General features: G+C 44.2%; 8 protein-coding genes. All 8 read right to left on the reverse strand.

What is annotated here, in order from left to right:
* Window positions 1-2: 2 nt before the first annotated feature.
* The 8 genes from P2W76_RS09720 to P2W76_RS09755 all read right to left on the reverse strand — a co-directional run bounded on the left by P2W76_RS09720 (window position 3) and on the right by P2W76_RS09755 (window position 14,809).
* A complete protein-coding gene (locus tag P2W76_RS09720) occupies window positions 3-1,847 on the reverse strand; it encodes a RagB/SusD family nutrient uptake outer membrane protein (protein ID WP_276347616.1) in 1,845 nt (614 codons plus the stop codon).
* Window positions 1,848-1,866: 19 nt separating this feature from the next.
* Window positions 1,867-5,043 (reverse strand): TonB-dependent receptor, encoded by a 3,177-nt coding sequence (locus P2W76_RS09725; protein WP_276347618.1) that lies wholly within the window; start codon window positions 5,041-5,043, stop codon window positions 1,867-1,869.
* A 343-nt stretch (window positions 5,044-5,386) separates the two neighbouring features.
* Window positions 5,387-6,718 (reverse strand): hypothetical protein, encoded by a 1,332-nt coding sequence (locus tag P2W76_RS09730; protein WP_276347619.1) that lies wholly within the window; start codon window positions 6,716-6,718, stop codon window positions 5,387-5,389.
* A 30-nt stretch (window positions 6,719-6,748) separates the two neighbouring features.
* A complete protein-coding gene (locus P2W76_RS09735) occupies window positions 6,749-8,137 on the reverse strand; it encodes a DegT/DnrJ/EryC1/StrS family aminotransferase (RefSeq protein WP_276347620.1) in 1,389 nt (462 codons plus the stop codon).
* 199 nt (window positions 8,138-8,336) lie between these two features.
* Window positions 8,337-9,542 (reverse strand): RidA family protein, encoded by a 1,206-nt coding sequence (locus tag P2W76_RS09740; protein WP_276347621.1) that lies wholly within the window; start codon window positions 9,540-9,542, stop codon window positions 8,337-8,339.
* 12 nt (window positions 9,543-9,554) lie between these two features.
* Window positions 9,555-9,995, reverse strand: coding sequence for a high-potential iron-sulfur protein (locus tag P2W76_RS09745; RefSeq protein WP_276347622.1), 441 nt, complete (start codon window positions 9,993-9,995; stop codon window positions 9,555-9,557).
* Between the two features lie 12 nt (window positions 9,996-10,007).
* Window positions 10,008-12,119 (reverse strand): PVC-type heme-binding CxxCH protein, encoded by a 2,112-nt coding sequence (locus tag P2W76_RS09750; RefSeq protein ID WP_276347623.1) that lies wholly within the window; start codon window positions 12,117-12,119, stop codon window positions 10,008-10,010.
* A 188-nt stretch (window positions 12,120-12,307) separates the two neighbouring features.
* Window positions 12,308-14,809 carry a heparinase II/III family protein gene (locus P2W76_RS09755; RefSeq protein ID WP_276347624.1) on the reverse strand — a complete coding sequence of 834 codons (2,502 nt, stop codon included), beginning with the start codon at window positions 14,807-14,809 and terminating at the stop codon, window positions 12,308-12,310.
* Window positions 14,810-14,846: the final 37 nt, after the last annotated feature.

Consider the following 14,846-nt stretch of genomic DNA (forward strand, 5'->3'; position numbering starts at 1 on the left):
TATTACCAGCCTGGATTTTGAACCATCTTTTGGTTCGCAGTGATCTCATTATTTGGTATAGGCATGAGCAAGTCCCTTGAAGTTGCATTTTTATACCAACTTACATAGAACTGGCCCGGTCCGTCGGTCTGCATACGGTCTCCCATATCCTGATAAACATCCAGAAATATTCCCCATCTGAGCAAGTCGCCTTTTCTCAAACCCTCGTAATTTAATTCCCTCATACGTTCATCTTGTATCGCATTCAGGAATGCGGCTTTATTGGCTGTTTTCACAGCACTCAGGTCAGCATCAGTCTGAGCATAAATCGTAGCGGTCGCCGTTGCACCGCTGCCACCTCCACCACTGATTGTAATTATTGGCGCTGCATTGTAGTTACCCTCCTGGCTGAACTTGATGCCGGCAGCATCCCGGTCAAGAGTTATCGCTGTTACCTGACCACCGGAAATTGTTGCCTTACCGGTTGCCGTATTGCCGCCTATTCCTGCAGAGAAAGTTACGGTTGGTGCTGTGGTATACCCCGATCCGCCGTTAGTTACAGTAATAGATTTCACACCGGTCGACCAGCCTCTTCTTCTCACCCGATTCACAGCATTAATTGCCGCCGCGGTGGGTCCATTAATCTCATTTTCAGCTTCAGCATACATTAGAAGAATATCACTAAATCGTAACAACGGAACATTCTGAGGTGTTGTATTTGAGTGGCGCGGTTCAAGGGTTTCAAACTCTCTTCTGAATTTCCCCGGCCTCATAAGATTTTTTGCTGCACCCGTTGCAGGTATGGCAACCATATTTTTTGTACCATGAGGCACGGGAGCTGCAACCGTTCCCGGATAGGATATGTGAGCAATATTCCACCATTTTCTATTATCTCCATTTTCAAATACATCATAGAATTTAGAAGTGATACTCATATAGGAATCTGCTCTCATGGTTGGATTAGCTGATGCAGGACCGTTTATCCATCCATTATTGCTAGTTTCCACAAACTGATCTGTACGATTTCCCCAAAATTCAACTTCCCATATACTTTCCTTGATATCATATTTATCCTGAGCAATATTGATAAATATCTGAGGATAATTGGGATTAAGAGCATGCCCCGCTCCGGTATCATCCATTACTGCTTTTGCCCATTTACTGGCTTCGGCATAACGTGTTTTATCTTTAAGGGGTTCACCAGCCATGTGTAAATTAACACGTGCAAGCAGTCCGCGTACCGCTGACTTACTTATCGCACCTGAAAAACCGAGTGTAGTTATTGACGGAACCAGTGGCTCTGCCGCAGTCATATCTTTCAGTATCTGGTCATAAACCTCTTTAACTGTATTGCGTGCGATATCCACGTCAACAACTGAATTCGTCGGAGTTGTCTTAATAGGCACACCACCAAAATACTGAACGAGCATAAAATAGTAATATCCTCTCAAGAACATCATTTCCCCCCGGATCACATCTCTTTTAGCCTTTGAAATTTCCGGGTTTTTATCGAGGTTTTCGAGCACGACATTTGTCCGATTTATTCCATCGAAAAGATTAAGCCACATACCGGTAACATATTGATCAGCCGTGCTGTAAAAATAGTTCCATGGCCCGGAAGTCAGGGTAGCCCGGTTCATGTAGCCTTCATCAGCTGAAAAATTCAGGAGATAGTTGGCGGTTGTACCCCATAAATTCCCTGCACCAAGGTTGTGATATGCGCTTGCTCTAGCGTACTCCAGTTGAGCATCGGTTTCATAGTAATTGGTTGGATTAAGAAAATCAGTAGGTTCTGTTTCAAGGAACTTTTTACAGGAGCCCAGACTAAGTAACAGTACCAGGCTGAATATATAGCGTTTTGTTTTCATGTCTTTCTATTTAATACTTCTAGAATGATGCTTTTATACCAAATGCAACTGTAGGCGATTTTGGATACGACGAATAATCATATCCGGGAGTAAGAACATTATTGCGAGTCGATACTTCCGGATCCATCCCTGAATAGTCTGTAAGGGTCCACAGATTTTGAGCCGCAACATTTATACTCAATCCGCTTAGATAAGCCTTTTTAATCAAACGTGAAGGGACGTTATAATTCAGAGCAACAGTTTTCAAACGCAGGTAAGAACCATCTTCCACTACTCTCGAAGAGAAAAATCCTATCGGCCCCTGTCCCCGTGTACGATAATTTTCATTGGTCTGATTATCTGGTGTCCACCGATTGACGTAAGACGCAAATTGATTGATATTAGCATAACCATTACTATTACCCTCAAGCAGTAAACGGTTTGCATTATATATGTCATTCCCGTATGACCATTGAAGGAATACATTTAAGCTGAACGCCTTATAATTGAAATTATTAGAGAATCCTCCAGTGTGTATTGGCTGTCCTCTTCCAATGATTGCAAAATCTGCTTCGCTCATCGTACCGTCACCATTCAAGTCTTTATATTTAATATCGCCAGGAAAAACTGCATTCCTTGCATTTCCATTTGCGGGCACACCAGGCTTCAACACATATATACCGGGCGAAGTTTCGTCAAAATCTGAATATTGATAATTGCCTTCCCAGATATACCCGATCATCAGCCCTGCAGGTTTTCCAATTTCGGCCATATACAACGGCCTATTAAATTGCGACACATAAGCTACGTTCGACGTTAAAGCTTGTTGGCCCCTTGTAAGCTGCATTACTTTATTCTTGTTAAAACTGATGTTGAAGTTACTTTCCCAACTAAAATCCCTGTTGGTTATGTTCACCGTATTAAGTGTAAACTCAAGCCCGTCATTCCTCAGTCGCCCAATATTTTTGATAGCCGAAGAGTATCCTGTTGTAGGCGGTAGAGTTGCGTTCAAAAGCAGGTTTTCCGTTGTTTTCCTGTAAAGATCAACCTCCAGGTTCAAACGGCCTTTGAACAAACCGAGTTCATAGCCGAGATCAAGCAGGTTCACCTTCTCCCACTCCAGGTCGGGATTTCCAACCGCGGAAACATAAACAGATCCGGTAGGCGAACCGTTATTAAAAGAGTATCCGTCAAGCGATTGATTGAGCCGTCTGTACGTGTCAAAATCACCCACACGGTTATTTCCGTTACTTCCGTAGCTAACCCTAAGTTTCGATGCCGTTACACCCGGGAAAGCTTTAGCAAAGAATCCTTCCTTTTGCATATTCCAGGCAATTGCCCCTCCTGGAAAATAGCCCCAATGATTTACAAATTTCGATGATCCATCGGCTCTAAAAAGTGCAGTTAACAAATATTTTGATTTGTAACTGTAGTCCCAACGGGTTGCATAAGATGCTAAGCGATTACGGCTTGAATTAGAAACCGGGTTAAAAGCAATCCCTTCGTCCAATCCGTCGATACCCAGATTTTCATTCGGAAGAAGTCTGCCGCTATAACCCTCGTTAGATGTGTTGACAGAGTTAATAGAGAATAGACCGAAACCTGTTACCGTATGATCAGTATTAAAGGTTTTCTTATAGTTCAGGGTATTTTCATTTGTGAAGCTATTTGACAAAATGGTACGTGTATATCCATTCACACCGTTCACGTTACTGGGACTTGCACCACCTTGGGAAGTTTTTGAATTGAAAAACCCTTCTCGGTAATCTCTATCGAGCCTGACAATAGCTGTTGACTTAAAATGAAGATCTTTTGTTATATCATAGGTAATAAATCCATTCCCATCTATTACGCTTTCCTTGATTATCTGATGCTGGTTCTCCAGGTCAATAAATGGATTCACCCGGAAGTCGGATGCATTTACCGCATCCGGGTCAATTTCTTCGGCGAGCAGATCAAGTCCAGACTTCGGCGATATCGGACGATACATCCATGTTCTGGCAAGAACATAAGCCGTAGGCGTACTTTGATTAGCCCCCTGATTTACAATCTGCCCCGATTGAGAGAAACCACTATAATTTCCACTCACTCCGGCTTTAATCTTATTGCTGATGTCCTGATCGATTGTCACCCTTCCCGAGTGACGGTTCGAATTGGTGTTTATGATAGTTCCTGAGACGTCGGTAAGCGATCCTGAAATTGAATATCTTGTCTGGTCAGTACCTCCCCGTAGCGAGATATTATTGATATTGATTCCGCCGGTCCTTAGAACATGGTCCTGGAAATTAATCCCTTTTTCATCCTTATAATCTTCAAGGGTCTTATTTCTTCCCAAGGTAGCATCGTATGCAAAATAGCCTGTGGTTGTAGCGATGTTTGGGTTAAGTTCCTGTTGATACTTAATGAATTCGTAAGGACTCATTAATTCCATTTGCTTAGGTGTAGCCTGAATCCCGTAAGATGTTGAAAAAGCAACTACCGGCTTCCCGGCTTTCCCTCTTTTCGTTTGAATAAGGATTACTCCATTACCAGCTCTCGAACCATAAATAGCTGTGGATGATGCATCTTTGAGAACGGTCATTGACTCGATCTCCTCCGGATTTATACTTTGAGGGTCCAGATCCTCGATGGGCATGCCGTCGACAACATACAAAGGAGAAGTACTTTGTGTTAGTGATCCTGCACCCCTTATGATAATATTAACGCCTCCCCCTGGCTGGCCATCAACCGAGCTGGCCTGAACGCCGGCGACCCGGCCACCTAATGCATCAGCAAATGAGCTAACCGGCGCTTTTGTCATCTCTCCTACCGGAACGACCCCGACTGAGCCTGTCAAGTCGGGTTTTCTAACCGTACCGTAACCGACGACAACGACCTCACTTAAAGAAGAGCTTTCTGCTTCGAGCGCTACATTAAGTGTAGTTCTGTTCCCTACAAGAAGCTCCTGGGGTTTCATTCCTAAAAAGGCTACTACAAGCGTCTCATTGCTTCGAGCCTGAATGGTAAATGTTCCGTTCTGGGCACTAGTTGTTCCACGGGTCGTCCCCTTAACCTTAATAGTTGCGCCCGGCAGGGGCTCACCCGCATCTGTCACCCGCCCGGTAATCGTTTTCAGTTCCTGAGAGATAGCCTGTCCTGGCAGACTAAATAGAAGAACAATGAGAATACCGATTCCTGCAAAAGAAGGAATCAGTCTCTGTTTTCTGAGAATCATCATGTAAATTTTTAGCATAGTTTATAAATTAATCCAGATTAAATGAAAACCGAAAATCACACGGGTACGTGCCCGAACATGAGAAATAAAAAAAGATAAGCCGCTATTTTTGTATAAAAGTATTAGTTATTGATTTGGTTAATTCAACTGACATTTACTCCCAATAAACCGTGTATAGCGTAATACTATCCCATCACTGGTCTTAAGAAGCACTGTCTTTCTTACAATTATTGGTCTTAAATAACAATGTTTACGTAACCGAATATAATAATAAAAAATAATTAATGAAAAAAAATAACATAAATCTATCAATTTTTACCCTGTCAGAACTTCACGATATCTATCATCAACTAAACGGATTTTCTATTTTGATAAGATCTGTTCTCGTATGTTCATTTTCTGTTATTCTCGCCAGCGAGTAGACAGCGCCATCGAGCCCTATAGCGATCGAATTCACATAGGTCGGCCGGTCGCCGTTTAAATAAAATATCGGCCCGTGGTCCTTATACTTTTTTTCAGGAATATTGTATGTTATAAGATGCAAGTTCTCCAGCCCCCGTGCAGCCCCTTTAGCAATAGACTCAACACCAGCGACGCGTTTCCCGTTGACATAGATCGGACCACCGGTAAGATAATATATTGTTTCATTGTCATGGCCTAGCTGGAAGCCGAGATAACCATAGCTAAACTGATCGAACAAACCACTTTTCATAGATAACTCGGAAGTGATCCGTCTAACTATCTCAAGGCTGGAACTACCTGGCTGGAACCGGAACAGGTACCCGGAATTTCCGTGCACACCGTAAGCTGCATTCTCAGGTTTGTACCAAAAGATCTTCCTCCAGTTGTATCCCATGCTTCCTGGCCGGGTTGGGTCGTACTTACCAAAGTAATCAAGCCGCAGATTAACATCTTCCAGCTTTACAATTTCCTGCTGGTTTGGATGATAGCTGAATATGTCACCTTCAGACGTAGAAAAGTATACAATGCCCGTGTTTGGATCGACCAGTAAGGAGCGGCAAAGCGATCTGAAGTCACTACCAGGAGTCCCCCCTTCTCCGTTCGCTGATATCTGTCCCATGTCATGAAGTGTGTTTTTATGCACATCATAATGTACAAAATTGCCCTTCGGCCAGGTAATGCCGTAGATATGGGCACGCTCGCAATCCATTGTCATGGAGACCATACCTTCGCCATGAGGCAATAATGCCAGATCTTCGAATTTTTTTGTTTTCAGATCGTATGACAGAATATGCCCGCCAGGGTATAGGCCGTAGCCTGCCGGCGGATTTACCGGAAGGCGGTCCATCCCATCGATCAGCTCATAAAAGCCAACATGGGTAGAAAAGTAAAGTTTTCCATTGCACTCGTAAAACCGTGTATGGCTTTTGCCCTGCGGAATACAGTTCAATTTCTCCTCGCCGCAAATTTCGGTTAGATCTGCGAGCAGTTCGGTAGTATCCGTAGCCGGATCATAAACATACATTTTACCACCAACCGCTATCTGGTCGGATGATAATACATAATAAATGCGCCCGTCACTGGCGGCAGACAAAGCATTATAAGTATCGTGTGCCTGTGGGAAACCAGAATTATACGTTTTTGCTTTTAAGTATCCCTGAAGTTCTGTAGAGGATGGCAAATCAATTATTTGCTCAGCTCCATCAATATTACTCATATATTATATTCGTTGAAATTATCACCAGGGTTACTTCCTCATTGAAGTTTTAATAGCACCGGCATTTTTGTTTATTTTTTCAATAGCGTAAACTATTGCATCCATGTCATCTTTACTTCCCAAAAGGAGGTTCTGTGTGAACCAAACGGCTTCAGAGCATAACTGATCATTTTTAGGGCACTGATTACGTTCCATGTATTTTGCGTAATCAAGCATTTCCTTCGGGTAGATTTTTTTAAAATTCTTGGATTCGAAAGCGCTTTTAAGAAACTCTTGTGTATTCAAAGGCGCATAGCCACTAGAGCAAGGAACACCCTCAGCACGCAATGCGGTTAGGAAGTCGGCCCTTGACAATCCCTGGAACCCCTCTGACTTGTACCTGAATGGGAAAAGGTGGAACGCCGCCCGGGTAACATTGTCATACAATCTATAAGGAATGATACCGGGAATCTTCTCGATTTTTGATTTCAGATATGCAGCATTTTCATTTCTCGTCACGGTTTGAGCTTCCAATCTCTTTAACTGCGCCAAACCGATAGCTGCCTGATATTCGGTAATACGGACTTTAGTACCGAGCCTGATACTTCCTGTAGCTATCGAGCCTACTGCACTTCCATACGGCAATCCTAAATTCTGGTAAGACACACAACGATCCATAAATACATCATCGTTACTAACAATTGCCCCGCCTTCTCCAATGGCGATATTTTTTGAGTTTTGGAAACTGAAGCAACCTGCGTGACCGATAGTACCTACCTGTTGCTTATTAATTTCTGCTAATGGCGCCTGGCAAGCATCCTCAACTACAACAAGGTTATGTTTTTTGGCAATAGCCATAATACTTACCATATCAGCTGGCAGTCCCAGGATGTGAACCGGCAGAATCGCCTTTGTGCGGGGCGTAATCTTGGCTTCAATTTTTGAAGGGTCAATCTGAAATGTTTCCGGATCTACGTCGACAAACACAGGCATGGCCCCATTTGCCAGAATAGCCTGAACTGTGGATATAAATGTATATGGTGGAACTAAAACCTCATCGCCTCCTTTGATATCAAACTGGTTAAGTGCCACTATCAGTGCATTAGTACCATTGGATACCAACAGGGAGCGCTTTACTCCGATTGTTTTCGACCATGCGGCCTCAAACTCGTCAGCAACCTTATTGCGTGACCAAATTCCGCTCCTTAACGTTTCCAACACGCGTGGTTCGTCTGTTTCGGGGATCCAAATTGGCCATTTTACCCATTTAACAGGATCCCATGCTGAATGACCACCTAGTATGGCTGGCATAGCGGCTTTATCAACCATGGCTCCAGCCAGTGAGGATGTTGCACCCACTCCTATAAGGGTTGCCATTCCTGCTATTGAACTTTGCTTAATAAACTTACGCCTTGACGCATCAGTCTTCCGATTTTTCATTTCAGTATAGTTAAAGGGTGCTTACAAACACTTTATTTATTTTTTCTATCAACTTAGCTTTATTGAACGTAACCAGACATCTTCCTCAGATATTTACGTTTACGTACCCGAAAATAACAATTTTTTTCTCTTAAACAATAAATCCACATAATAAAAGAGATAATAAATCGGCCGGCAGTCCGGGTTTCGCTTATATAGCTTATTCCCTGACGGTGGCGATCATATCTATCGAAACCCCGCTATCCTGAATCCCGACACCTTTTACCTTGGCTTTAGACGCTGCTGGCGGACGTTTAGGATCGTAATATCTTGGTCTCAAATCAGATAGACTTTTACTATATGGATCAGATCCAATATAATACGTAGCTTTTAACAAATTATTGAAATCAGATCCACTGGCCGTGAGCACATTATTTAATGAACTGAATACCTCTAAAAGTTCCGCATCCGTACTTTCAGATCTCTTTCCATGAATGCTCGATATATAGATCTTTTTGCCCTGATTCAACCGTGTTACCTTACTGTAAACAGGCGAGGCAGTCATTCCCGGAGGGGTGAGAAATTCAATCCTGTCTGTCGCGGCGTTCTGCGTTTTAGCAGGTGACGCAGCGATAAGCTCGATCTCTATCACGGGATCACTGCTGATCCAATCTACAAAAACAAGCGGCGGGACTTTTTCCGTCTTAAAGAAGTCAGAAAACTCTTTTTTAACCATGTCGATCGATGACATCGGACTTAGAAATGACTTTACCTGAACAACATCCTTTAGAGTGAGACCTAAGGAAATAAGTGTTTCTCTCAATTGTTCCAGAGTACCTTTTGTTGCCTCTGCCAGGTTACCCTTGGCCGCCTGGCCTGACACGTAAACAACAGGTCCTTTAGGTAAAATAGCTACATCCGCAAAGCCTTTATTCTTTTCCACGAAACTGACTTTTTCTGAATTCCGTTCTGACACTGCCACGGCATCAATGGAAAGCAGAGCATCCGGGTGACTTAAATCTCCGGCCACGTAAGTGACTGATGGCTTCATACCCTTTGCAAATCTGCCATTTATCAAACTCCCAACCTCATTCATCATTCCCGGATCCTTAAGAAAGACATTTAACTTTATGATCTTTTCAGTGCCGGAACCAGCTGCCTTCAAACTCTGGGCTAAAGCTGCGAATATTTGCTTAAACTGGGTATTCAAGTTATCCTTGCCTATTATATTCCCTTTCTCATCTGTCGATAAAAATAGTCTGGTGTGAGCCAGCGGAACCTCGTCAACGATTACCGCATCAGAACTACCTGCAAGGTCATCCGGCCCGATATACCTGATCTCCGTTTTTCCAGCCTGCTGGCGGATTTGTGCAAAGCCACAATCGGCACATAGCAAGAAACATATTATGACTGTCAGGAATCTCATTTAAGGTAAATTTTAATTTGTGATAGGAGCCCAATATGCGCAGTAACCCTCTTTCCGAACAGGACCTTTAAATAGCATACATCCGCCGCATGGCTTATCTTTAGCTGGCGGTATATAGAGTGTGCAATTACTGCAGTGACTATCCGGGATCGGCGTTTTATTAACGTAAGCAAGCTTCTTACGTTTCTCGAGTTCTTCAGCGCTGACGCCGGTCATATCATCGCAGGGATTTTTTTCCTGAACAGCCTGACCCTTCGGATCCGTATCAGATTCCTTTTTGATGGAATCCTGACGAACCTGGTTGTTTTCTCCAGAACCGGGCTGAGGAGTGCCTGCTGCAACGGATTTTACTGATGTACAACTCAATAAGATCCCGCCACCTAATAGCAATGACCCTGTGTAAAAATATTTTCCGATGAACTCACGTCTGGAATACTGCTTCTTCTCTTTCATTGCTTTGCTTTCTTAGTATATACTTTTCAATACCACAATTCCGGCTTTTGCTTCTTGTTCTGTATCTGCGTTTACTTTACCTAAAGCCTCTTTCAGTTTCGAATCAGATGCTTCATTCTTACTCAAACCCATCTTTAAACCCTTAACAAGAACAGTTTGTGATTTAGCCAAAGCCGGCTGGGAAATTATATCTAAATACGCATTCACTTGCTCTTTATTGTTCCTCGCGCCGACAATTGCCGACAGGTCTTGAAGAAACAGGTTTTTCCATGCTCCCTCCTTTTGCGTAAACGAGCTGCGCTGGCCCAATACCTTTAACAATTCGGCAGATGAACCAGCATTCGAGCTTAGAACAGCATTTCTGAACCATACATCTTCACCATATTTTTCAATGACATTTGCCAGCGCTGTAATAACTTCCTTGTTGTTGAAGTTTCCGACACTAAGGGTTGCCTGCAGTGCAACTCTCTTATCGGCATCATTGGTTTTCTGAATGATCAAAGGCTGGGTCTCAGAAAAGCTTTCCGCAAGCATCAAAGCATTTTCCCTCACCCCCGGAGCGCTATCAACCAAGCCTTTTTTAACTACATCAACGCTCAGGGCATTCAGTCCTTCCAGAACATACAATGCATGAAGCCGCGCCCGCGCGTCTTTGCTGGTATTGAAAAAAGCTTTTACCACCGGCACCACAGACTTATCCTGACGCTCCAGCAGCAGGCGTTGCGCCTGTGAACGCCACCAGCCGTTATTTCTTCCCAGGACTTCGACCAGTTTCGCACTCGGCATATCTTTCAGATTTACCGCCGTATTCTTGTAGGCGGCGCCCTGAGGAATGATCCTGTAGATCCTTCCCTTATCGCTACCCGCCATAAAATCCATATCAGCTTTAAGGTCATCAGGAATAGACACAGGTGTTTCTATGTGCTGCCTGTAATAGTCAAGAACATACAGGTAACCGTCCGGCCCTACCGATGATATTACCGGGCGGAACCATGGATCTGTTGAATAGATAAACTCTCTGTTTTTTTCTTTATCCGCCCTCTTTGCAATGTAAACCGGGCTTTTAGGATCAGGAGCTATTATATCGCGATGAACGAGGTTACCCGAAACGTCGGTAGTAAAAATATTGCCGTAAAATTCTTTTGGTAAAGCATCCCCGTTATAGAGCGTACCTCCTGAAGCCCCCGTAAACCGGTCTTCCGCATACTCTATGCGGTTCATATTGTTTTCCTTGTACATCTTATTACGCTGAGCGCTGCGCTCTGCCCTCCAGTAAGGAGGCGCTGTTTCCTGGAACATTATTTCCTCATGATCGGTAACGGTCACATTGAATTTAGACGTCGGCAGGAACGGATGCCTGTGCGTATACCTCCAGGGAATAACGGCCTGCTGCAAATGAATTGAGTTTTCAGTAAAGAAGCGATGGCCCCAATCATTTATTGTCTGCCCAAACTGACCAGGCCCTGTTTCCAGCTCAAATACGTTCCGGTCAAGCCGGAAGCGAAAGTCAGCACCACGCACTTCAACGGGAGGATCATTCGGAGTCTTGCTGAACGTTACCTTCCCTGCCTGCCCACGATTATTAGCATAGATCCAATTATCAATACCAAACCTCAGGCTTGTAACCTGTGCTTCAGAGTTGTTCTGAAAGAAGCCTGAAAATAATATCTCCGATGTATCGGACTTTCCGTCGCCGTTCGTGTCTTTCAGGTATAAAATATTAGGAGCTGCTGTAACAATCAATCCGCCCTTCCATGGTAGAATACTGGTTGCTTCTGTGACATTCTCAGCAAATATCGATGCTTTATCAATGCGGCCGTCACCGTTTGTATCTGATAACATTTTAATGCGACCATGTCCCTTGCCCGGCTCCACTTCATAAGGATAATCAGGCATTTCCACTACATACACATTCCCTTGTTCGTCGAATTCAAGTGCAACGGGATCCATTACAAATGGTTCCGCAGCATAAATCTGAGCCGAAAAGCCGGGAGCCACGTTCAGCTTTTTCAACGACTCCTCAGGGCTCAACGGCCCGGGATAACGCTGAGCAACCCCATCTGCTGCCATGAGGGCCAGGGGTAATAGGAAAAGGGTAAACTTAATCTTTGAATTGGTCTTCATTCCTGTTATTTATGATTTTTATTCTTGTTTATATCTCTATAGCCTTATCTGAGATGATTATGCGGTAACGTACCCGAAAGTAGTTAGTATATTTTGAAATTTCAAATCTATTTTATCCTCAAGATAAAAAACATTAATAGAGCCGCTGTACTTAATTCATAATAATATTGTGACCTAAAAATCCGTTGTCATTTACCCGGCTCAAATACGGTATACCTGACTGGACCCCGAAACTCCGTATGAGGGAAAGTAAGCAATTTGAGCGCTCCCGTACCATCCAGGGTAAAGCCCGGATCCTCATCCAGTTCCAGCAACTTGCCGGAAACATTCTTTACCTGGTACACCATAGTTCTGCCGCCGGAAATATCAATCCGCACAAACTTTACCGGTTTTACCTCCCGGTCTATCTGCAGCTTCGGTGCACCCGTATTGCTAAAAGAAAGTACATCTCCTGATACCTGGCTTCCCGAATTATAGTTCCATCCGGCACCAGAAGTGACAGTTATCCCCTTCTCGTTGATACTGATCCGGTCTTCCACCTGTTTCCCGTTCAGCTCATACTTGACTATATACCAGTTACCGTCCTGTTCGGCAGATTTAATCCATGGTTCTTGCTGAAACGGCTCATGAATAGCAATAAAGGATGAGGTACCACCGGTATGGCGTTGCATTAGTCCATTACTCATAAAACTATTCAGTTTATTGTCATTTTCCTGCGCACGTCTTACGGAAGGAGACTTAAAAGTAAATAACTGCGCCCCCGGTTGAGCCATACTGTGCGTACGGACTCCCGAATTTTCATATCTCCAGGTGGCTGTCCAGTTATCTGTTACCGGTGCGGACCTAATATTCCTCAGATAAGAATAAGCATGGATCTTCTTTCCCTCCAGATCACTTTCATATTGATTTCGCGGCTTATCATTTCCTCCCCATTCAGGAACGATGCTTGGAACTTCGGTTTTAAGAGGGATACTCACCGATAGCTTTCCTTCTTCCTCAGCCATCCCGTGAAGGAACCAGTCATGGGTTTCTCCGCCCTTAACATCAAAACGATCAACTATATAATCACGGCCCGGTGCGGCATGTACCAGAACAAGCCTGCGCCTGTATTGTTCAGCTTTGGAATATGCGGGCGATGCGTCGACATCGATTGCCTTAACATGGGGATGTGAATCGTCATAGAATTTTAAATTGCCGGTAACGGGCTTTTCAGAATTGCCAGCATCTTGTGCTTTCTGATCGATCACAACCGTATTATGGGAAGCTGTATGGATCGTCCAGCCGCGGTACTTGCTGTGGGTGTAACCAATATCAGAAAACAACTCGGCTCCTTTTGCGTAGAGAATAATAGATCCGTTATCATAATGGGAATGCCCATAGTTTCCGCTCCAGTTCACATTTAACATCGTCTGGTTGCTGCCTTCACCCACTCCCAGGGCGGCATTACCCAGGGCGCCCCATAAACGCGAAACAGTCTTTTCAGTAGGCCGGGGTGTCCCATTCCGGTAAGCCCAGGTGTCGTTTATGGGTATCTTCCTGCCATCAGGAAGAATAGCTTCTTCACTTACTCTCAAGGCCATTTTAAAGAATGGCATGTTCGAAACAAGATCTAAATTTTCAAGCCGCTCTCCGGTCCAGTTCCCGGGGTCAGTATAATTTTGAGCAGCCAGCGCGACAGCCCGGAGCGAACCGATGGTCTGATCATGATAAGAACCTGTGCCCTCCTTCCACCAGCCATCCGCAAAGAACCCTAGCTTCAGGAACTCCCTGAAACGTTTTACGCCATCATGCACTATTTCCGGCTTTTTTAGGATCCGGCCTACTGTTACCATATCCCGGTACATACCTGGCGACATATTCGTATAGATCTCCGGGTTTGCCGACGTAAATTCGTAGCCTTTTAAAAGGAGATCAGTTTCTATCCTCCGGTCTGTTTGCACTCCTGTTAACTTATCCATGCGCTCCCACTGGTAACCATCTCGCAGGTTAGCATAAACTTTTGCCATTTCCGCCGGGATGTCGCCATACCCCCACCAGTTCCATTTAGCACCCCTGTACGCAGGCAGACCTTCATATGGCCATTTCTGATCTGCCGGAAAGAACCTGACCGGCGCGCTTGGATAGTCATATCGCACAGCATAGTCAGGAAAGACCTGTGCAAAACGACCTATTATCACCGCAGCCCTGTCGCCGTATTCCGTGTTTTTTGTTAATTCCCACAGTTGCGACAGCTTCGAAGCCATACCCTGGATCCATTTCCATTGCTCAAACCAGACGTGAGCTTCGAAATAATATTTAACTCCTTCCTTGTTCTCGTAATAACGGTAAACCTGCTTCGCACCGCTTGGCGCTATTATCACCTGTTCTCCGGTATAAGGAAACTTCTCGTTCGGAAAAAGCATGCTGCAATATTTACACTTCAGATCCGAACCGAGCGCAGGTTCCCAGTTAAGCACCCCCATATCCTGAGCTCCTCCCCGGCAATTTGGACAACCAATAAAGTTGAGTCCCGAGGCTGCAGGCACAAGTTCTTTTATTTGCTCCAAGCTCATCCCGAGTAAGGCCGCCACTGATGATCTTAGTTCGGTAACTTTTTTATTATCTCCTTTATCAGCCATTGACACCTGGCCAAACGCACCGGCAACAGAAGTCAGCGTGACAAAAATAAAACCAGCTATTTTACTTATCATATTATCAAGTATTTACAAACGAAAACATAAAAGGAAT

Origin of the sequence: Daejeonella sp. JGW-45 (genome assembly GCF_029360805.1) — a bacterium.
Lineage (GTDB): Bacteria > Bacteroidota > Bacteroidia > Sphingobacteriales > Sphingobacteriaceae > Daejeonella.

Coding starts and splice junctions, on each gene's coding strand:
- P2W76_RS09720 (WP_276347616.1), bottom strand. CDS start 1,847: ATGAAAACAAAACGCTATATATTCAGCCTGGTACTGTTACTTAGTCTG.
- P2W76_RS09725 (WP_276347618.1), bottom strand. CDS start 5,043: ATGATGATTCTCAGAAAACAGAGACTGATTCCTTCTTTTGCAGGAATC.
- P2W76_RS09730 (WP_276347619.1), bottom strand. CDS start 6,718: ATGAGTAATATTGATGGAGCTGAGCAAATAATTGATTTGCCATCCTCT.
- P2W76_RS09735 (WP_276347620.1), bottom strand. CDS start 8,137: ATGAAAAATCGGAAGACTGATGCGTCAAGGCGTAAGTTTATTAAGCAA.
- P2W76_RS09740 (WP_276347621.1), bottom strand. CDS start 9,542: ATGAGATTCCTGACAGTCATAATATGTTTCTTGCTATGTGCCGATTGT.
- P2W76_RS09745 (WP_276347622.1), bottom strand. CDS start 9,995: ATGAAAGAGAAGAAGCAGTATTCCAGACGTGAGTTCATCGGAAAATAT.
- P2W76_RS09750 (WP_276347623.1), bottom strand. CDS start 12,119: ATGAAGACCAATTCAAAGATTAAGTTTACCCTTTTCCTATTACCCCTG.
- P2W76_RS09755 (WP_276347624.1), bottom strand. CDS start 14,809: ATGATAAGTAAAATAGCTGGTTTTATTTTTGTCACGCTGACTTCTGTT.